Source organism: Streptococcus sp. SM5, assembly GCF_027497975.1.
In genome coordinates this window covers 126,093-146,276 of the sequence record NZ_JAJNSC010000004.1, presented here as the reverse complement: position 1 = coordinate 146,276, position 20,184 = coordinate 126,093, and the positions used below count along the sequence as shown (strand labels likewise).

The following is a 20,184-nucleotide window of genomic DNA, read 5'->3' as shown; positions in this document are numbered from 1 at the left end:
GATAAAATGGTAGAAAAAAGAGAAACGACTAGCCAACTACTTCAGGCACGTATCAAGAGATTCTCGCGGGTTGAAAAGGCTTTTTACCTTTCAATTGCCATTACAGCCCTAGTCTTAGCTATCAGTGTTGTTTATATGCAAACAAAGCTATTGCAAATCCAAGGTGAGTTGACGAGTGTGAATGCTCAGATTGAAGTGAAGAAGACCGAGTTGGACGATGCTAAGCAAGAAGTTAATGAATTAATCCGGTCAGAACGCTTGACAGGTATTGCAGATTCGCAAGAGTTACAATTATATAATGAAAATATCCGATCGGCGGAGTAGTAGATGAAAACTATGAAAGAAAAAATAATACGCTTTGCCATTAAGAATCGTAAATCTCCAATGGAAAACCGCAGACGAGTGGGAAAGAGTCTGAGCCTTTTGGCCGTCTTTCTCTTTGCTGTTTTTTTGGTTAATTTTGCGGTAATTATTGGTACAGGCTCAAAGTTTGGTGTTAACTTAGTTAAGGAAGCAGCTAGAGTTCACCAGACTACACGAACAGTTCCTGCAAAGAGAGGAACCATATACGACCGTAATGGAACACCTATAGCAGAAGATGCCACATCTTATAATGTTTATGCGGTAATTGACAAAGAATATAAATCTGCAAATGGTGAGATTCTTTATGTTGAAGAATCTCAGTATAACAAAGTCGCGGAAGTCTTTCATAAGTATTTAGATATGGAAGAATCTTATGTAAAGGAGCAACTTTCTCAGCCTAATCTAAAGCAGGTTTCTTTTGGTGCTAAAGGAAATGGCATTACTTATGCAAATATGATGTCTATTAAAAATGATTTGGAAGCTGCAAAGATAGAAGGTATTGACTTCACTACAAGTCCCAATCGAAGTTACCCAAATGGGCAGTTTGCTTCATCTTTTATAGGATTGGCTCAATTGCATGAGAATGAAGATGGCACAAAAGGACTCATCGGAACATCTGGAATGGAAAGTTCCTTAAATAGCATATTAGCTGGTACCGATGGTATTATCACATATGAGAAAGACCGTTTAGGGAATATTGTTCCAGGTACGGAACAAGTTACCCGACAGACTGTAAACGGGAAAGACGTCTACACGACCCTATCTAGTCCTTTACAATCTTTCATGGAAAGTCAAATGGATGCCTTCCAAGAAAAAGTTAAGGGAAAATATATGACTGCGACCTTGGTGAGTGCCAAAACGGGAGAAATTCTTGCAACGACACAAAAGCCAACTTTTGATGCAGATACAAAAGAAGGGTTGGATGAGAACTTTGTTTGGCGTGATCTTCTGTATCAAAGTAACTATGAACCAGGATCAACCATGAAGGTAATGACTCTGGCGGCCGCTATTGACAATAAAACATTCCCTGGAGGAGAGTCTTTTAATGCTTCCGAATTAAAAATTGCTGATGCTACCATCAAGGACTGGGATGTAAATGAAGGGTTAACGAGTGGTGGAATAATGACATACTCGCAAGGTTTTGCCCACTCTAGTAATATCGGAATGACCTTGTTAGAGCAAAAGATGGGAGATGCAACTTGGTTGGATTATCTCAATCGTTTCAAATTCGGAATTCCAACAAGATTTGGGATGAGTAATGAGTATGGTGGACAATTGCCTGATGACAATATTGTCAATATTGCCATGAGTTCCTTCGGTCAGGGTATTTCTGTAACTCAAGTGCAAATGCTCAGAGCTTTTACAGCTATTGCTAATGATGGAGTTATGCTAGAGCCTAAATTTATCAGTGCTTTATATGATCCAAATGATGAGACGGTTCGTAAGTCGAAAAAAGAAGTAGTGGGGAATCCTGTTTCTAAGGAAGCAGCTAGCGTGACACGAGAGCATATGGTTACTGTGGGAACGGATCCCTATTATGGAACTATGTACAATCATAGTACTGGAAAAGGAGTGATTACTCTTCCAAACCAAAATGTAGCAATGAAATCCGGGACTGCGCAGATTGCTGATGAGCAAAATGGAGGATACTTAGTTGGGGAAACCAATCATATCTTTTCTGTAGTAACCATGCATCCTTCTGAAAATCCTGATTTTATTTTCTATGTGACAGTTCAACAACCAGAGCATTATTCTCAGGCACAACTTGGTGAATTTGCCAACCCTATACTTGAGAGAGCTTCGGCCATGAAAGAATTGCTCAATCTTCAATCAACTGCTAAGAATTTAGATCAAGTAACAACTACAACTAGCTATGCAATGCCTTCGACTAAAGACTATAGTCCTGGGGGATTGGCAGAAGAACTACGTCGTAACCTTGTACAACCGATTGTTGTCGGTTCAGGTACTAAAATTAAGGAAAGCTCAGTAGCAGAGGGGACCAATTTAGATGCTAATGAACAAATCTTACTTCTTTCTGATAAGGTAGAAGAAATGCCGGATTTGTATGGTTGGACGAAGCAAAATGTTGAAACGTTAGCTAAGTGGCTAAATATTGAAGTTGAATTTGAAGGTAGTGGAGAAACTGTTAAAAAACAAAGTGTTCGAACCAATACAACTTTGAAAGATCTACAGAAAATAAAAATAACTTTAGGAGATTAGTATGATCATTTCTATCCTTGCTGGAGTGTGCGCCTTTATTCTAACGGTCATTGGAATTCCAGCCTTTATCCGTTTTTATCGTAAAGCACAAATCACTGGTCAGCAAATGCACGAAGATGTTAAACAGCATCAAGCAAAAGCTGGAACACCAACAATGGGTGGAATTGTTTTCCTTATAGTAGGTGTTTTAGTCAGCTTTATCTTTGCGCTTTTGACAAATCAATTGACCAACAATCTAGGGATGATTCTCTTCATCTTGCTACTATATGGTTTGGTAGGTTTTTTAGATGACTTTCTCAAGGTTTTTAGAAAAATCAATGAAGGGCTTAATCCGAAACAAAAACTCTTGCTTCAATTAGTCGGAGGAGTAATCTTCTATTTCTTCTATGATAGAGGTGGAGATATCTTGAATGTCTTTGGTTATCCCCTACACCTGGGAGTCTTTTATATCTTCTTTGCTCTCTTTTGGTTAGTCGGTTTTTCAAATGCTGTCAACCTAACTGATGGTATTGATGGGCTAGCAAGTATTTCTGTAGTCATTAGTTTATCTGCCTACGGAGTGATTGCCTACGTACAGAACCAATTGGACATTCTGTTAGTCATATTAGCTATGATTGGTGGATTACTTGGCTTCTTCGTCTTTAACCACAAACCTGCTAAGGTATTTATGGGGGATGTCGGAAGTTTAGCACTTGGAGGAATGTTAGCGGCTATTTCCATGGCTCTTCACCAAGAATGGACGCTACTCCTGATTGGGATAGTGTATGTTTTTGAAACAACGTCTGTTATGATGCAGGTTAGCTACTTTAAGATTAGTGGAGGCAAGCGTATCTTCCGTATGACACCTGTTCATCATCATTTTGAGTTGGGTGGATTTTCAGGTAAAGGTCAAGCATGGAGTGAGTGGAAGGTCGATTTCTTCTTCTGGGGAGTGGGCTTGCTTGCTAGTCTCGTAACCTTGGCTTTCATGTATTTATTCTAAAAATAGAATATTGACTTGATAATGAGAAGGGTTTATACCCTTCTCTTTTTAGTTCTTGTTTTCTTCAATTGACGAATCCTTTTCTCAAAAAAGTAAAATTATGATAAAATGGAAAAAAAGAAAGATGAAATGATGAGTTATTTTAAAAAGTATACATTTGATAAATCTAAGTTTAAGTTAGGGATGCGAACGTTTAAAACAGGAATCGCTGTTTTTTTGGTCCTCATGATTTTTGGTTTTTTTGGATGGAAGGGTCTTCAGATTGGAGCTCTTACAGCCGTTTTTAGTTTGAGAGAAGACTTTGACAAGAGTGTCCATTTTGGAACTTCGCGTATTTTGGGAAATAGTATCGGTGGTTTTTATGCGCTGATTTTCTTTCTCTTGAACAACTTTTTCCATGGAGCCTTTTGGGTGACTCTCCTTGTTGTTCCGATTTGTACCATGTTAACCATTATGACAAATGTTGCCATGAACAATAAGTCAGGAGTCATCGGAGGAGTTGCAGCTATGCTGATTATTACCCTATCAATTCCGAGCGGAGAAACTGTTTTGTACGTTTTTGCTCGAGTTTTTGAGACTTTTATGGGTGTTTTTGTAGCAATTCTAGTAAATTATGATATTGATCGCTTGCGGAGTTTCATACAGAAAAAATAAAATAATGTCACAAGATATAACATTAACAATTGACGATTGATTTTTTTTAGTCTATAATAGACAGAAAGAAGAGGAAGTGCACATGAAGGAAAAAGAATTTCGTCGCAATATGGCAGTTTTCCCCATTGGTAGTGTTATGAAGTTGACCGATCTTTCGGCGCGTCAAATTCGTTATTATGAAGATCAGGAGTTGATAAAACCTGATCGAAACGAAGGTAATCGCCGGATGTATTCTTTAAATGATATGGATCGGTTGCTTGAGATTAAGGATTATATCTCTGAAGGTCTGAACATTGCTGCTATCAAGAAAAAATATGCCGAACGTGAAGCGAAAGCTAAAAAACCAGTCAGTCAAACTGAGGTGCGTCGGGCCCTTCGGAACGAGGTTCTTCAACAAAGTCGCTTTGCTTCTCAACAATCACCTTTTGGTCGCGGTTAGGCAACCGCTAGTCGTCATATATAAGGAGAAAAACCATGCCAATCACAGCTGCAGATATTCGTCGTGAAGTTAAGGAAAAAAATGTAACCTTTATTCGTCTTATGTTTTCAGATATTTTGGGAACAATGAAAAACGTCGAAATTCCTGCTACAGATGAACAACTAGACAAGGTCTTGTCAAACAAGGCTATGTTTGATGGATCTTCTATTGAAGGGTTTGTTCGTATCAATGAATCAGATATGTACTTGTACCCTGACCTGGACACATGGACTGTCTTCCCTTGGGGAGATGAGAACGGTAGTGTCGCAGGATTGATCTGTGATGTCTATACAACGGAAGGAGAGCCATTTGCTGGAGATCCTCGAAGCAACCTTAAACGAGCTCTTCATCACATGGAGAAAGTTGGATTCAAATCTTTCAACCTTGGTCCGGAACCAGAGTTCTTCCTATTCAAGCTTGATGAAAATGGAGACCCAACTCTTGAGGTGAATGACAAGGGTGGTTACTTTGATTTGGCGCCTACAGACCTTGCCGATAATACCCGTCGTGAGATTGTAAATGTCTTGACTAAAATGGGATTTGAAGTAGAGGCTAGTCACCACGAAGTTGCCGTAGGTCAACATGAGATTGACTTTAAGTATGATGAAGTTCTTCGTGCATGTGACAAGATTCAAATCTTTAAACTTGTTGTAAAAACAATTGCGCGTAAACATGGTTTGTATGCAACCTTTATGGCTAAACCTAAATTTGGTATCGCTGGTTCAGGAATGCACTGCAATATGTCCTTGTTTGATGCTGAAGGGAATAATGCCTTCTTTGATCCAAATGATCCAAAAGGAATGCAATTGTCAGAAACAGCCTATTATTTCCTTGGTGGTTTGATCAAGCACGCTTACAATTACACAGCTATTATGAACCCAACAGTAAATTCATACAAACGTTTGGTTCCAGGATTCGAAGCACCTGTTTACATCGCTTGGGCTGGTCGTAACCGTTCACCACTTGTCCGCGTTCCTGCTACTCGTGGAATGGGAACACGTTTGGAATTGCGCTCAGTAGACCCAATGGCAAATCCATATATCGCAATGGCTGTTCTTTTGGAAGTTGGTTTGCACGGTATTGAAAACAAAATCGAAGCACCAGCACCGATCGAAGAAAATATCTATATTATGACTGCAGAAGAGCGTAAAGAGGCTGGCATTACTGACCTTCCATCAACTCTTCACAACGCTTTGAAGGCTATGACAGAAGACGAAGTGGTTAAAGCAGCCCTTGGTGAGCATATCTATACGAGCTTCCTTGAAGCTAAACGCATCGAATGGGCAAGCTATGCAACCTTCGTTTCACAATGGGAAATTGATAACTACTTAGATCTATACTAATGATAAATCAGAAAGATTGTCCGTGAGGACAATCTTTTTTTTCTTGCATTTTATATCGAGGTGTGATATATTTTATATAACGAAATGCGATACATCGAACTACATAGGGGGTTGCTTAAATGGAATTAACAGATAAGATTAGGCGGGTTTACCTTCCCATGACTGAAACGGGTTTTTATATTCTGTTCTGTCTGCAGAAGGAAAATCATGGCTATGGTATTACACAAAAGGTCAAAGAGATGACAGATTCGCAAGTATCAATTAGTCCTGGAACTATGTATGGAACCCTGTCAAAGATGGAAAAGGATGGCTTGGTTTCCTTTGTCCGAGAAGAGGAAAAGCGTAAAATCTATCAGATAACAGACTTGGGTCGAAAAGTTTTAGAGACTGAGTTGAAACGTATTGAACGGCTCTACAGAAATAGTCGGGAGGAGCTTTGATGGAAAAGAAAGTTGTTTATAGGATTTGTACCATTGCGGATTATGATAGAGAGGCTCTCTATCTCAGTAAAATGCATGCTCAGGGCTGGAAACTTAAGGAAGTAAGTTACTCTAGCTTAGTAATTGCGGTTAAGTATACTTTTGAAAAGTGCCAACCGGAGCAGGTGGTTTATCAGTTGGACTTTTATCCTATGAAAAAGTCAGAGAGAGCTTCCTATTTACAACTGTTTAAAGATTGTGGCTGGGAGCATATTGCAGACTTTAATGGTTTTTCCTACTTTAGAAAGCTTTATTCTGGAGTTGAGTCGGATGCCGAGTTTGAAATTTATAATGACGCGGCCGGGAAGTTAGCCATGGTCAAGAAGATTTTAACAATGCGGATGCTTCCTGTTTTGCTTCTCTTTTCAGTGCTACTACCGGTTTTCTCAAAGTTGCTCAGTGGAAGAAGTTATTTCAGTTGGGGAATGTTTTTGATTGTTATCATAGACTGTACTTTATTGATAGTTTTCGCGATTCAGATTTCCTATATTTTTTGGAGATTGTTTCAAAAGTGGAAAGAATTATCTGATAAATAAAACCATTTTGGAGGTTAGACAATGAATAGCAAAGTAAAATTTCGAATGTTTACCATTTTTGATTTGGATAAGGTAGAAGATTATTTGCATGAGATGCATTTGAAAGGTTGGAAATTTAAATCGAATCGTTTTGGCTTTTTCTATTTTGAAGAATGCCGACCAGATGATGTGATTTACCGTGTGTGGAATACTAGCTGCCTTAGAAAAAATGAGGTAGATTTACAAAATATTAAGGATAGAGGATGGGAATATGTGGAAAATTGTTCTTATACTGTTTTTCAAAAAGCAACTTGTGATGTAGTTTTAAATGATCAATCTTTCATGGACAATCGTCTTAGATGGGAAAATGTGAAATCTAGGTTTCGTACATCGACAGTAGCTATCTCTGGCGGTCTAGTTGTTTGTATGAGTCTGTTTCGAGAAAGTCTCTCTCAGTCTTTCTTCCTTATTTTTGCCCTTTATGCCCTTATGATTTCTTACCTAATCTATAGTTTTTACAGACTTAAAAAGAAATATCTTGAGAATGTAAGATAATTTTCTAGGTCCTAAGACTGATTTTTAGCACTCTTGATAAAAGAGTGCTAATTTTTTGAGTTTTTGTCTTGACATTCTTTTCTAAGGGTGTATAATAGAATCATAAGTTAGCACTCGTGTATATAGAGTGCTAAAAAAATCTGACAGAGAGGAGTGACGAGATGGTTACAGAACGTCAGCAGAATATTTTAAATCTGATTGTTGACATCTTTACCAAAACACACGAACCTGTTGGATCTAAGGCCTTGCAAGAGTCTATCAACTCTAGTAGTGCTACCATTCGAAATGATATGGCAGCTCTAGAAAAGCAAGGTTTGCTTGAAAAGGCTCATACTTCCAGTGGTCGGATGCCGAGTGTGGCTGGATTTCAATACTATGTCAAACACTCCTTGTCCTTCGACCGTTTAGCTGAGAATCAAGTTTATGAGATTGTAAAAGCATTTGATCAGGAGTTCTTCAAGCTTGAGGATATCCTTCAAGAGGCAACTAAAATCTTGTCAGACTTGAGTGGTTGTACGGTTGTAGCACTGGATGTCGAACCAAGTAGGCAGAAGCTGACAGCTTTTGATATTGTTGTCCTCGGACAACATACAGCTCTGGCAGTTTTTACGCTTGATGAATCTAGAACAGTTACCAGTCAGTTTTTGATTCCGAGAAATTTCTTGCAGGAGGATTTAAATCGCCTCAAGACCATGATTCAAGAACGTTTCCTGAATCAAACTGTTTTGGATATTCACTACAAGATTCGGACAGAGATTCCGCAAATTATCCAACGTTACTTCACAACAACGGACAACGTTATGGATCTTATTGAGCATATCTTCAAAGAAATGTTCAATGAAAATATTGTGGTTTCTGGCAAAGTCAATCTTTTGAATTTCGCTAATTTAGCGGCCTATCAATTTTTTGATCAGCCACAAAAGGTAGCTTTGGAAATTCGAGAGAATTTGATTGGCGACCAGATGCAAAGTGTCCGAGTTGCTGATAGCCAAGAATCTTGTCTTGCTGACTTAGCAGTGATTAGCAGTAAGTTCCTGATTCCCTATCGTGGATTTGGAATTCTTGCGATTATAGGTCCGGTTAATCTGAATTATCAACAATTGGTCAATCAACTCAATGTTGTCAATCGAGTTTTGACTATGAAGTTGACGGATTTTTACCGCTATCTCAGCAGCAATCACTATGAAGTGAATTAAGTTTGAAATCATTAAAGGAGGCGAAAATGGCCCAAGATATAAAAAATGAAGAAATAAAAGAAGAGGAAGTTGTTGAACCAGTAGAAGAAACAACTCCTGAGAAGTCGGAATTGGACTTGGCTAATGAACGTGCCGAGGAATTTGAAAACAAATATCTTCGTGCTCATGCAGAAATGCAAAACATTCAGCGACGTGCCAACGAAGAACGCCAACTCTTGCAACGCTATCGCAGCCAAGATTTGGCAAAAGCAATCTTACCATCACTGGATAACCTAGAACGTGCCCTTGCTGTTGAAGGTTTGAAGGATGATGTGAAAAAGGGCTTGGAGATGGTGCAAGAAAGCTTGATTCATGCTCTGAAAGAAGAAGGAATTGAAGAAATTCCAGCAGATGGAGAGTTTGACCATAACTACCATATGGCCATCCAAACAGTCCCAGCTGATGACGAACATCCAGCAGACACCATCGCACAAGTCTTCCAAAAAGGCTACAAACTCCATGACCGCATCCTAAGACCGGCTATGGTAGTAGTATATAACTAAGCGATAAGTCAGAAATCTGTGGTTCCGACTCCTCGTGTCGTAACATAATAGATTACTTGTCCGAAATGACACTAAACTATGAAAGAAAGATAAGAAACGGTTCGGCTTTACAATAGTGAGTGAAGCGAACCAAAGGCGATACTCTTCGCCGTGGCGGTATTTTCGCAAACTTTGAGACCTGAGGCTCAAAGTTTAGTCAAAGAGATTGACGAAGTCAAGCTCTGACGGCGTCGCCACTTAAGAAGAGTATCAAAAAGAAAAAAAGAATATAAAATTTAAGGAGAAAAACACATGTCTAAAATTATCGGTATTGACTTAGGTACAACAAACTCAGCAGTAGCAGTTCTTGAAGGAACTGAATCAAAAATCATCGCAAACCCAGAAGGAAACCGTACAACTCCATCTGTAGTGTCTTTCAAAAACGGTGAAATCATCGTTGGTGACGCTGCAAAACGTCAAGCAGTAACAAACCCAGATACAGTGATCTCTATCAAATCTAAGATGGGGACTTCTGAAAAAGTTTCTGCTAACGGTAAAGAATACACACCACAAGAAATCTCAGCGATGATCCTTCAATACTTGAAAGGTTATGCGGAAGAATACCTTGGTGAAAAAGTAACCAAGGCTGTTATCACAGTTCCTGCATACTTCAACGATGCTCAACGTCAAGCAACTAAAGACGCTGGTAAAATTGCTGGTCTTGAAGTAGAACGTATCGTCAACGAACCAACTGCAGCAGCTCTTGCTTACGGTTTGGACAAGACTGACAAAGAAGAAAAAATCTTGGTATTCGACCTTGGTGGTGGTACATTTGACGTATCTATCCTTGAACTTGGTGATGGTGTCTTCGATGTATTGGCTACTGCAGGGGATAACAAACTCGGTGGTGACGACTTTGACCAAAAAATCATCGATTACTTGGTAGCAGAATTCAAGAAAGAAAATGGTATCGACTTGTCAACAGACAAGATGGCTCTTCAACGTTTGAAAGACGCAGCTGAAAAAGCGAAGAAAGACCTTTCTGGTGTAACTTCAACTCAAATCAGCTTGCCATTCATCACTGCTGGCGAGGCTGGACCTCTTCACTTGGAAATGACATTAACTCGTGCTAAATTTGACGACTTGACTCGTGACCTCGTAGAGCGTACTAAAACTCCAGTTCGACAAGCCCTTTCAGATGCAGGTTTGAGCTTGTCAGAAATCGACGAAGTTATCCTTGTCGGTGGTTCAACTCGTATTCCTGCCGTTGTAGAAGCTGTTAAGGCTGAAACTGGTAAAGAACCAAACAAATCAGTAAACCCTGACGAAGTTGTTGCCATGGGTGCTGCCATCCAAGGTGGTGTCATCACTGGTGATGTCAAAGACGTTGTCCTTCTCGACGTAACGCCATTGTCACTTGGTATCGAAACAATGGGTGGAGTCTTCACAAAATTGATCGACCGCAACACAACCATTCCAACATCTAAATCACAAGTCTTCTCAACAGCAGCAGACAACCAACCAGCCGTTGATATCCATGTTCTTCAAGGTGAACGCCCAATGGCAGCAGATAACAAGACTCTTGGACGTTTCCAATTGACAGATATCCCAGCTGCACCTCGTGGTATCCCACAAATCGAAGTAACATTCGACATCGACAAGAACGGTATCGTATCTGTTAAGGCTAAAGACCTTGGAACTCAAAAAGAACAAACAATCGTTATCCAATCGAACTCAGGTTTGACAGACGAAGAAATCGACCGCATGATGAAAGATGCAGAAGCTAACGCTGAAGCAGATAAGAAACGTAAAGAAGAAGTAGACCTTCGTAACGAAGTAGACCAAGCTATCTTTGCGACTGAAAAGACAATCAAAGAAACTGAAGGCAAAGGCTTCGATGCGGAACGAGATGCAGCACAAGCTGCCCTTGATGAGCTTAAGAAAGCCCAAGAAGACAATAACTTGGACGAAATGAAAGCAAAACTTGAAGCCTTGAACGAAAAAGCTCAAGGACTTGCTGTGAAACTCTACGAACAAGCCGCAGCAGCACAACAAGCTCAAGCAGGAGCAGAAGGCGCACAAGCAACAGGAAACGCAGGAGATGACGTCGTAGATGGAGAGTTTACGGAGAAATAAGATGCAGAGCCCGTTAAAACCTCACAGTGAAAATAGGAAATCTGACGCAGAAACTTTAGTTTCTAGAAAGATTTATCTTTTTCACCAAGAGGTTAGGGCGTGCTCAATTCAGCTTAACAACTAAATGATAAGAAGAAATCCAGAGGTTGCAACCCAGCCTCTGTTTTTCGGTAAAATGGAACGATGCTAATATTTTAGTTCGTTTCGCAACACTAAAAGAAAGGAACAAAGAGTGTTCGATTAATTGAACACGGGCTACGGACTGTGCCAAAAAGATAGTTTTTTCTAGGACGCAAGCTTCCGTCGTCAAAACTCCTAGATGGCTGTGTCCGTTTGACGCCCTTTGTATCTTGAATTATGAACAATACTGAATTTTATGACCGTTTGGGCGTTTCGAAAGATGCATCTCAAGATGAAATCAAGAAAGCCTATCGGAAATTATCTAAAAAATATCACCCAGATATCAATAAAGAGCCTGGTGCTGAGGAAAAGTACAAGGAAGTTCAAGAAGCTTATGAGACCTTAAGTGATGAACAGAAGCGTGCTGCTTACGACCAATATGGTGCGGCTGGAGCCAACGGTGGCTTTGGTGGAGCAGGCGGTTTTGGTGGATTCGACGGAGCAGGTGGCTTTGGTGGATTTGAGGATATCTTTTCAAGTTTCTTTGGCGGAGGTGGCGCTTCACGCAATCCTAACGCTCCTCGTCAAGGTGATGATCTCCAGTACCGAGTTAATTTGACCTTCGAAGAAGCTGTTTTCGGAACAGAAAAAGAAGTTAAATACAATCGTGAATCAAGCTGTCGTACTTGTGATGGCGTTGGTGCTAAACCTGGTACTAGTCCGGTTACTTGTGGGCGCTGTCATGGTTCGGGAGTTGTCAATGTTGATACACGCACGCCACTTGGTATGATGCGTCGTCAGGTTACCTGTGATGTCTGTCACGGTCGTGGAAAAGAAATCAAAGATCCGTGTACAACATGTCATGGAACAGGTCATGAAAAACAAGCTCATAGTGTCCATGTAAAAATTCCAGCAGGTGTCGAAACTGGTCAACAAATTCGTCTAGCTGGTCAAGGGGAGGCAGGCTTTAACGGTGGTCCTTTTGGAGACTTGTATGTAGTCGTTTCGGTTGAACCAAGCGATAAGTTTGAGCGTGAAGGGACAACAATCTTCTATAATTTGAACTTAAACTTTGTTCAAGCAGCCCTTGGAGATACAGTAGATATTCCAACAGTTCATGGGGATGTTGAGTTAGTCATCCCAGAAGGAACGCAGACTGGTAAAAAATTCCGCCTACGTGGCAAGGGAGCTCCTAGTCTTCGTGGTGGTGTTGTCGGTGACCAGTATGTGACTGTCAATGTCGTGACTCCAACAGGTTTGAACGATCGTCAAAAAGCAGCCTTGAAAGAATTCGCAGCTGCAGGTGACTTGAAAGTCAATCCAAAGAAAAAAGGCTTCTTTGACCATATAAAAGATGCCTTTGAAGGAGAATAAAGCAAAAAGAGCCGATTGGCTCTTTTTGTGTTGTCTTGAAAAATTTAGCTTCAGAAAATCGTTTTCCAGTTAGTCTACTATTTATATTTTTGAGTGAGCAAGCCAGCTTCATCCATTTCCTGGATCAGTTGCTTGATTTCCGCTTCTTTACCAGGTTTCACGGTGACAGTATCAATATGCTTAATCGCCGAATTATCCTGAAGATCTACCAGGGTCAACGCTTTTTCATAGAATGCGACACCCTTTTTTAGGCTCTCCTGATCCTTCCAATATAGAATTGAGTAATTAGGATTTGGTTTCTTTCCGATTTCTTGTAAATAATTCCTACTTTCTTTCTCTAAAAATTGCAATAAACCGTGATTGAACAAGTTATCCCCTACTTTATAGTAAGAAATATCTCCTGTCTGTAGAACATAGACTTTGAGTCGGTTTTTAGTGAGGTTTGGACTTTCTTTAAGGACGGGGTGGCTATTGATAACCTGGTCTGAGAAAGTCACATAAAAATCCAAGCCCCCGCCCTCGAATTGATAACTTCCATTTGATTCTACTTTCTCAGGAGGCATGTCAAGGGAGATAAAGATTTGTTTTAAGGCTTCATTTCCTTCTCGGATGTCACTCGGTGAGGCCTTGAAAAGATTGGACAGTATTAGAAATGCTAGGGCGACAAGAAGACAGAGGCCACCAGAAATAATCAGGACCACTCGCATCAGAACTTTTAAAAATTGTTTCAATTTTATTCCCTCCCTTTTCTGTTAGGAATTGGTAATCCAAAATGGATTTAAGAGGATATAAGGAAACTAGGAGACTTTCTTTGCCTTATTGATTTTCTTCCTGCATTTCTTTTAATACAGTAAGTCTTGTTTGGATATCTTTTTCCAAGACTTTAAACTTGTAGGTCAAATCCTTTTGGTATTCCTTGATTTGTTCTTTTTGTTGGTTAATGACTTCAAGACTATTTTGGATGATATCTAGGTCTTCTTTGATGGATTCGATTCGTGAACTAGTATCGCTAACTTCTTCGGTAATGGTTTCACGGTTCTTTGTAAGAAGGTAGCTGCCTAGAGCAGAACCGGCAAAAAGTAGTAAATTAGATAGTTTCATAGCAACTCCTTAAGCGTTTTTGATCGTTTCAGCGACTTGGGCAAGTTTGTCAAAGTCAGGTTCATGAGCGATAAAGTCAAGTTTGAGGTCATCATCTGCACTATAACGAGGAACGAGGTGGACATGGGTATGAAAGACCGTTTGACCAGCGACTTCTTCGCAGTTAGAAATGATGTTCATACCGGACGCTTTGGTAGCAACCATAATTTTTTTCGCTACGACCGGAGCTTGAGCGAAGAGGCAACTAGCACTATTTGGGTCCATTTCTAGGAGATTACGGTAGTGCTCTTTCGGAACGAGTAAGGTATGTCCGGGCGTTACTTGGGATATATCAAGAAAAGCAAGAACTTGATCATCTTCATAAACCTTAGATGCAGGGATTTCTCCAGCAATGATTTTACAAAAAATGCAATCTGACATAAAAAGCACCTCTACTGACTTAAATTTTGATATAATATAGCTACATTATACCAAATTCGGAGAAAATATGTTAGAAATAAAAAACCTGACAGGAGGCTATGTTCACGTCCCTGTCTTAAAGGATGTATCTTTTACAGTTGAAAGTGGGAAATTAGTTGGTTTGATTGGACTAAATGGTGCTGGCAAATCAACTACAATTAACGAAATTATTGGACTTTTGACACCTTATAGTGGGGAAATTAATATCGATGGCTTGACATTACGAGCTAATCCTCGTGAATACCGTCAGCAGATTGGTTATATCCCTGAAACACCTAGTTTATATGAGGAATTGACTCTTAGAGAGCATATTGAGACGGTTGCTATGGCCTATGATATCGAGCAAGAACAAGCTTTTGAACGAGTAGAACCTCTTTTGAAGATGTTTCGTTTGGATCAGAAATTAGATTGGTTCCCCGTTCATTTTTCTAAGGGAATGAAACAGAAGGTCATGATTATCTGTGCCTTTGTTGTAGATCCTAGTCTTTTTATAGTAGACGAGCCATTCCTAGGTCTAGATCCTTTGGCAATTTCGGATTTAATTCAGCTTTTAGACGAGGAAAAGAAAAAGGGGAAATCGATTCTCATGAGTACCCATGTTCTTGATTCTGCAGAAAAAATGTGTGACTCTTTTGTAATATTACATAAGGGACAAGTAAGAGCTAAAGGAGATCTTCCTCAACTACGCCAAGCTTTTGATATGCCAGAAGCAAGTCTCAATGATATCTATTTGGCCTTAACCAAAGAGGAGGAACTATGAAAGACTTGTTTCTAAAGCGAAAGCAAATTTTTCGCAAGGAATGTATAGGCTACCTTAGATATGTACTCAATGATCATTTTGTTTTATTTTTACTGGTCTTATTAGGTTTTCTAGCTTTTCAGTACAATCAACTTCTCCAAAATTTTCCTGAGGATCACCTGCCACTTGTTTTTTTACTGGCGATTATTTCTGGTCTCATACTAGTATGGGGAGGAATTGCAACCTATCTTGAAGCACCTGATAAACTATTTCTCATCGTTGCTGAAGAAGAAGTGAAAGAACACATCAAAAAGCAAAGCTTTAGATCATTTATTTTTTGGCTCAGTGTACAGAGCTTTCTTTTAATCTTATTAGCGCCATTATTCTTAGCGATGGGTGCTGGTTTACCAATTTTTGCACTCTATCTACTGATGATGGGGGCAGGAAAATACTGGCTTTTTCAAAGAAAAGCAAATTCTTTTTTTAGTGAAAATGGACTAGACTGGGATTTTCTTATTCTTCAAGAAAACAAAAGAAAGCAAATTCTTCTTAGATTCTTTGCACTATTTACACAAGTTAAAGGAATATCAAACAGTGTTAAACGTCGAGCTTATTTAGACTTTCTATTAAGAACACTTGCTAAAGTCCCTGGAAAAATTTGGCAAAATCTCTATTTACGCTCTTATCTTCGCAATGGTGATCTATTTGCTCTAAGCATTCGCCTTCTACTTTTATCTATCTTGGCTTTAATTTTTATAGATCAGTCTTGGATTGCTATTGCAATAGTTTCTTTGTTTAACTATCTTTTAATTTTCCAACTTCTTGCCCTTTATCATGCTTTTGATTATCAATATCTTACGCAGTTATTTCCATTAGAAAAGGGCGAAAAAGAAAAAGGATTAAAAGCAATTGTTTCAGCTATAGGAGTCGTTGTCTTATTGTTGGAAAGTTTGGTTGGAATTATCGTCATAGATGACAAGATGGCCCTTCTTGCTCTAGTTGGAATCAGTTTAGCCTTCAAGTATTTTTATATACCTTACCAACTTGGTAGATTGGTTGACGAATAGGTTAAAAACTAGTAGAATAGTAAGGAAATATGATACGGAGGGAAGAAATGGATTTGGGTGATATGGAGCTAACGCTGACCCCTATATCTGGGAAAAGTGGTAAGGCTTATATGGGAAGTTATCCCGACGGGAAGCGTATTTTTGTAAAAATGAATACATCTCCAATCCTATCTGGTTTAGCTAGAGAACAAATTGCTCCGCAGTTACTTTGGAGTCGTCGTTTATCAGATGGTCGTGATATGTGTGCTCAGGAGTGGTTGACAGGAAAAATCCTGACTCCAAGTGATATGAATCGTAAGCAAATTATTGATATTTTGACGCGTCTGCACCGTTCTCGTCCCTTAATGACACAGTTGACTCGTTTAGGTTATAAATTAGAAACACCTCTCGATTTAATTCAATCTTGGATTGAAAAAGCTCCAACTGCTCTGAAAAATAATCAGTATCTACAACTGGTACTAAAGGATTTGCGAGAAAATCTTCCGTCTTTCAGAGAAGATTATGCGACAATTGTTCACGGGGATGTGCGTCATAGTAATTGGATCGAAACAGATAGTGGCTTAATTTATCTAGTCGATTGGGATTCGGTTCGTCTAACTGATCGCATGCTTGATGTTGCGCATATGCTTTGTCATTATATCCCAGAGCATCAATGGGTAGAGTGGTTAACCAACTACGGTTATAAAAATAATCAAACGGTCATGAATAAATTGATTTGGTATGCTCAGTTATCGTTTTTAAACCAGATTACCAAATATTATGAAAACCTAGACTTAGATAATGTTAATCGGGAAATTTATACCTTGCGTATTTTCAGAGACAAGTATGGAAAGAAAAAATGAGAGTAAGAAATCGTAAAGGAGCAACGGAGTTACTAGAGGCAAATCCTCAGTATGTTGTTCTAAATCCTGTAGAGGCCAAAGGGAAATGGCGAGATTTGTTTGGCAATAACAACCCTATTCATGTTGAAGTTGGAAGTGGGAAAGGTGCCTTTGTATCAGGTATGGCTAAACAAAATCCGGATATCAATTACATCGGTATTGATATCCAAAAATCCGTCTTAAGTTTTGCCTTAGACAAGGTCCTAGAAGTAGGAGTGCCTAACATCAAACTTCTATGGGTAGATGGCTCAGATTTGACCAATTATTTTGAAGATGGTGAGATTGACCGCCTCTATTTGAATTTTTCGGATCCTTGGCCCAAAAAGCGCCATGAAAAGCGTCGTCTGACATATAAGAGTTTCCTAGATACCTTTAAACGAATCTTGCCAGAACATGGTGAAATTCATTTTAAAACGGATAATCGAGGGCTCTTCGAATATAGTCTAGTAAGTTTTTCACAATATGGAATGAAGCTCAATGGAGTATGGTTGGACTTGCATGCTAGCGACTTTGAAGGTAATGTTATGACTGAATACGAGCAAAAATTCTCTAGCAAAGGTCAGGTTATCTATCGAGTCGAGGCAGAATTTTAAGAAATAGCTTGAAGTCAGGCTATTTGAGTGCTTATGCTTTACATTAGTACAAAAAAGTGCTATACTTGACAGTAGGAATATAAGAAAGAGAGGCGGGGAGATATCTTCGCCTCTTGCTTATGAGGAGGTGGACGCAATCGCAACGATCGTTGAATTAGTCAGAGAAGTCGTAGAACCTGTTATTGAAGCTCCTTTTGAACTCGTAGATATCGAGTATGGAAAGATTGGCAGTGACATGATTCTTAGTATTTTTGTAGACAAGCCTGAAGGAATCACCTTGAATGATACGGCAGACTTGACTGAAATTATCAGTCCTGTCCTAGATACCATCAAGCCGGATCCCTTCCCAGAACAATATTTCCTAGAAATTACCAGTCCAGGGTTAGAGCGCCCTTTGAAAACAAAGGAAGCAGTCGCTGGTGCAGTTGGGAAATATATCCATGTTGGTCTTTATCAGTCCATTGATAAACAGAAAGTTTTTGAGGGAACTTTGCTTTCCTTTGAAGAAGATGAATTAACTATGGAATATATGGACAAGACTCGTAAAAAAACAGTCAACATTCCATACAGTTTGGTATCAAAAGCACGTTTAGCAGTAAAACTATAGAAAAGAAAGGAAGCTTTTGAGGATTCAAAAGTGAAGAAAACATGAGTAAAGAAATGCTAGAGGCCTTCCGTATTCTGGAAGAAGACAAGGGAATCAAAAAAGAAGATATCATCGACGCAGTAGTAGAGTCGCTTCGCTCAGCCTATCGCAGACGTTATGGTCAATCAGATAGCGTAGCTATTGACTTTAATGAAAAGACAGGCGACTTTACAGTTTACACTGTTCGTGAGGTTGTTGATGAAGTGTTTGATAGTCGCTTGGAAATCAGCTTGAAAGATGCTCTTGCCATCAATTCGGCTTATGAACTAGGTGATAAGATTAAGTTTGAAGAGGCACCAGGAGAGTTTGGTCGTGTAGCAGCCCAATCTGCCAAACAAACGATCATGGAAAAGATGCGCAAGCAAACACGTGCCATTACCTACAATACTTACAAAGAGCATGAACAAGAAATCATGTCAGGTACAGTAGAACGTTTTGACAACCGCTTTATTTATGTCAATCTTGGCAGTATCGAAGCCCAATTGTCAAAACAAGACCAAATTCCTGGAGAAGTGTTTGCTTCCCACGATCGTATAGATGTGTATGTCTACAAAGTGGAGGACAATCCACGTGGCGTTAACGTATTTGTTAGCCGTAGTCATCCAGAAATGATCAAACGTTTGATGGAGCAGGAAATTCCTGAAGTCTATGACGGAACCGTTGAAATCATGAGTGTTGCTCGTGAAGCAGGTGATCGTACGAAAGTTGCTGTTCGTAGCCACAATCCAAATGTGGATGCTATTGGTACAATCGTTGGACGTGGTGGAGCTAACATTAAGAAAATCACTAGCAAATTCCACCCAGCTCGTTACGATGCTAAGAGCGACCGTATGGTACCTGTAGAAGAAAACATCGATGTTATCGAGTGGGTAGCAGATCCAGCTGAGTTTATTTACAATGCTATTGCTCCTGCAGAAGTTGATCAAGTTATCTTTGATGAAAATGATAGTAAACGTGCCTTGGTCGTTGTGCCAGATAATAAACTATCTCTTGCTATCGGTCGTCGTGGACAAAACGTTCGTTTAGCCGCTCATTTGACAGGTTACCGCATTGATATCAAATCTGCTAGTGAGTTTGAAGCGATGGAAGAAGCTGGTCAAGTGGATTACGCAGATGCAGATGAATTGATCGAAGAATAAAAGTTGCTAGAGGAGGGAAAGATGAAAACAAAGAAAATCCCTTTGCGCAAGTCTGTGGTCTCAAATGAAGTGATTGATAAGCGTGATTTGCTACGTATTGTCAAGAACAAAGAAGGACAGGTCTTTATTGATCCAACAGGCAAGGCCAACGGTCGGGGCGCTTATATCAAGCTAGACAATGCAGAAGCCCTAGAGGCTAAAAAGAAAAAAGTCTTTAACCGTAGTTTTAGTATGGAAGTCGATGAAAGCTTTTATGATGAATTAATCGCTTATGTTGATCACAAAGTTAAAAGAAGAGAGTTAGGACTTGAATAAGCAAAAAGTAAGCAATCTCTTGGGATTGGCTCAACGAGCAGGTCGGATAATATCCGGTGAAGAAATGGTGGTTAAGGCCATCCAAGACCAGAAAGTCAAATTGGTTTTTCTGGCCCATGATGCTGGCCCAAATCTAACCAAGAAGATTCAGGATAAAAGTCGTTATTATCAAGTAGAAGTTATTACCGTGTTTTCAACACTGGAATTAAGCATAGCAGTCGGAAAATCAAGAAAAGTACTGGCTGTGACAGATGCTGGATTTACAAAGAAAATGAGGTCTCTTATGGAATAGAAGAGGAGGACATGAT

The 20,184-nt window shown here is 39.5% G+C and carries 24 protein-coding genes; 21 read left to right on the top strand and 3 right to left on the bottom strand.

What is annotated here, in order from left to right; translation table 11 throughout:
* Positions 1-6: 6 nt before the first annotated feature.
* From ftsL to dnaJ, 13 genes are all read left to right on the top strand, one after another.
* On the top strand, positions 7-324 hold the full coding sequence (ftsL, locus tag PAN07_RS04590) for a cell division protein FtsL (RefSeq protein WP_269797264.1): 318 nt from the start codon (positions 7-9) through the stop codon (positions 322-324).
* 3 nt (positions 325-327) lie between these two features.
* Positions 328-2,583 (top strand): penicillin-binding protein PBP2X, encoded by a 2,256-nt coding sequence (pbp2X, locus tag PAN07_RS04585; protein ID WP_269797263.1) that lies wholly within the window; start codon positions 328-330, stop codon positions 2,581-2,583.
* A 1-nt stretch (position 2,584) separates the two neighbouring features.
* Positions 2,585-3,565: a phospho-N-acetylmuramoyl-pentapeptide-transferase gene (gene mraY / locus PAN07_RS04580; RefSeq protein ID WP_269797262.1), complete on the top strand. Its 981-nt coding sequence runs from the start codon at positions 2,585-2,587 to the stop codon at positions 3,563-3,565.
* A 132-nt stretch (positions 3,566-3,697) separates the two neighbouring features.
* Positions 3,698-4,219 (top strand): aromatic acid exporter family protein, encoded by a 522-nt coding sequence (locus PAN07_RS04575; RefSeq protein WP_235083761.1) that lies wholly within the window; start codon positions 3,698-3,700, stop codon positions 4,217-4,219.
* Between the two features lie 82 nt (positions 4,220-4,301).
* Positions 4,302-4,658, top strand: coding sequence for a transcriptional repressor GlnR (gene glnR / locus PAN07_RS04570; protein ID WP_000659542.1), 357 nt, complete (start codon positions 4,302-4,304; stop codon positions 4,656-4,658).
* Between the two features lie 35 nt (positions 4,659-4,693).
* Positions 4,694-6,040, top strand: coding sequence for a type I glutamate--ammonia ligase (gene glnA, locus PAN07_RS04565; RefSeq protein ID WP_269797261.1), 1,347 nt, complete (start codon positions 4,694-4,696; stop codon positions 6,038-6,040).
* Between the two features lie 119 nt (positions 6,041-6,159).
* Positions 6,160-6,480 (top strand): PadR family transcriptional regulator, encoded by a 321-nt coding sequence (locus PAN07_RS04560; RefSeq protein WP_269797260.1) that lies wholly within the window; start codon positions 6,160-6,162, stop codon positions 6,478-6,480.
* Positions 6,480-7,055 carry a DUF2812 domain-containing protein gene (locus tag PAN07_RS04555; RefSeq protein WP_269797259.1) on the top strand — a complete coding sequence of 192 codons (576 nt, stop codon included), beginning with the start codon at positions 6,480-6,482 and terminating at the stop codon, positions 7,053-7,055. The genes PAN07_RS04560 and PAN07_RS04555 overlap by 1 nt, the downstream gene beginning before the upstream one ends.
* Before the next feature lie 21 nt (positions 7,056-7,076).
* Positions 7,077-7,589, top strand: coding sequence for a DUF2812 domain-containing protein (locus PAN07_RS04550; protein ID WP_269797258.1), 513 nt, complete (start codon positions 7,077-7,079; stop codon positions 7,587-7,589).
* A 161-nt stretch (positions 7,590-7,750) separates the two neighbouring features.
* Positions 7,751-8,785, top strand: coding sequence for a heat-inducible transcriptional repressor HrcA (gene hrcA, locus PAN07_RS04545; protein WP_269797257.1), 1,035 nt, complete (start codon positions 7,751-7,753; stop codon positions 8,783-8,785).
* Positions 8,786-8,811: 26 nt separating this feature from the next.
* A complete protein-coding gene (gene grpE / locus PAN07_RS04540; protein ID WP_269797256.1) occupies positions 8,812-9,327 on the top strand; it encodes a nucleotide exchange factor GrpE in 516 nt (171 codons plus the stop codon).
* 291 nt (positions 9,328-9,618) lie between these two features.
* Complete coding sequence (gene dnaK / locus PAN07_RS04535) at positions 9,619-11,442, top strand: molecular chaperone DnaK (protein ID WP_269797255.1); 1,824 nt, start codon at positions 9,619-9,621, stop codon at positions 11,440-11,442.
* Positions 11,443-11,799: 357 nt separating this feature from the next.
* Complete coding sequence (gene dnaJ / locus PAN07_RS04530; protein WP_269797254.1) at positions 11,800-12,936, top strand: molecular chaperone DnaJ; 1,137 nt, start codon at positions 11,800-11,802, stop codon at positions 12,934-12,936.
* Between the two features lie 77 nt (positions 12,937-13,013).
* On the opposite strand, the gene PAN07_RS04525 is transcribed toward dnaJ, so the two are convergent.
* From PAN07_RS04525 to PAN07_RS04515, 3 genes are all read right to left on the bottom strand, one after another.
* Positions 13,014-13,667 (bottom strand): hypothetical protein, encoded by a 654-nt coding sequence (locus PAN07_RS04525; RefSeq protein ID WP_269797253.1) that lies wholly within the window; start codon positions 13,665-13,667, stop codon positions 13,014-13,016.
* Between the two features lie 85 nt (positions 13,668-13,752).
* Positions 13,753-14,037: a hypothetical protein gene (locus PAN07_RS04520; protein ID WP_269797252.1), complete on the bottom strand. Its 285-nt coding sequence runs from the start codon at positions 14,035-14,037 to the stop codon at positions 13,753-13,755.
* A gap of 9 nt (positions 14,038-14,046) precedes the next feature.
* Positions 14,047-14,457 carry an HIT family protein gene (locus tag PAN07_RS04515; RefSeq protein WP_269797251.1) on the bottom strand — a complete coding sequence of 137 codons (411 nt, stop codon included), beginning with the start codon at positions 14,455-14,457 and terminating at the stop codon, positions 14,047-14,049.
* Between the two features lie 67 nt (positions 14,458-14,524).
* On the opposite strand from PAN07_RS04515, the gene PAN07_RS04510 reads away from it, so the two are divergent.
* From PAN07_RS04510 to PAN07_RS04475, 8 genes are all read left to right on the top strand, one after another.
* Positions 14,525-15,256, top strand: a complete 732-nt coding sequence (locus PAN07_RS04510) for an ABC transporter ATP-binding protein (protein ID WP_269797250.1) — start codon at positions 14,525-14,527, stop codon at positions 15,254-15,256.
* Entirely contained in the window at positions 15,253-16,302 is a 1,050-nt protein-coding gene (locus PAN07_RS04505) for an ABC transporter permease (protein WP_269797249.1), read from the top strand. Before PAN07_RS04510 ends, PAN07_RS04505 begins: the two co-directional genes overlap by 4 nt.
* A gap of 47 nt (positions 16,303-16,349) precedes the next feature.
* Positions 16,350-17,144, top strand: coding sequence for a phosphotransferase family protein (locus PAN07_RS04500; RefSeq protein WP_269797248.1), 795 nt, complete (start codon positions 16,350-16,352; stop codon positions 17,142-17,144).
* Positions 17,141-17,776, top strand: a complete 636-nt coding sequence (trmB, locus tag PAN07_RS04495; protein ID WP_269797247.1) for a tRNA (guanosine(46)-N7)-methyltransferase TrmB — start codon at positions 17,141-17,143, stop codon at positions 17,774-17,776. Before PAN07_RS04500 ends, trmB begins: the two co-directional genes overlap by 4 nt.
* Positions 17,777-17,903: 127 nt before the next feature.
* Positions 17,904-18,383 (top strand): ribosome maturation factor RimP, encoded by a 480-nt coding sequence (rimP, locus tag PAN07_RS04490; RefSeq protein WP_269797246.1) that lies wholly within the window; start codon positions 17,904-17,906, stop codon positions 18,381-18,383.
* A gap of 41 nt (positions 18,384-18,424) precedes the next feature.
* Positions 18,425-19,561, top strand: a complete 1,137-nt coding sequence (gene nusA / locus PAN07_RS04485; protein ID WP_269797245.1) for a transcription termination factor NusA — start codon at positions 18,425-18,427, stop codon at positions 19,559-19,561.
* Positions 19,562-19,582: 21 nt separating this feature from the next.
* A complete protein-coding gene (locus tag PAN07_RS04480; RefSeq protein ID WP_269797244.1) occupies positions 19,583-19,876 on the top strand; it encodes a YlxR family protein in 294 nt (97 codons plus the stop codon).
* Positions 19,869-20,168 (top strand): YlxQ-related RNA-binding protein, encoded by a 300-nt coding sequence (locus tag PAN07_RS04475; RefSeq protein WP_269797243.1) that lies wholly within the window; start codon positions 19,869-19,871, stop codon positions 20,166-20,168. The genes PAN07_RS04480 and PAN07_RS04475 overlap by 8 nt, the downstream gene beginning before the upstream one ends.
* The last annotated feature ends 16 nt before the right edge of the window (positions 20,169-20,184 follow it).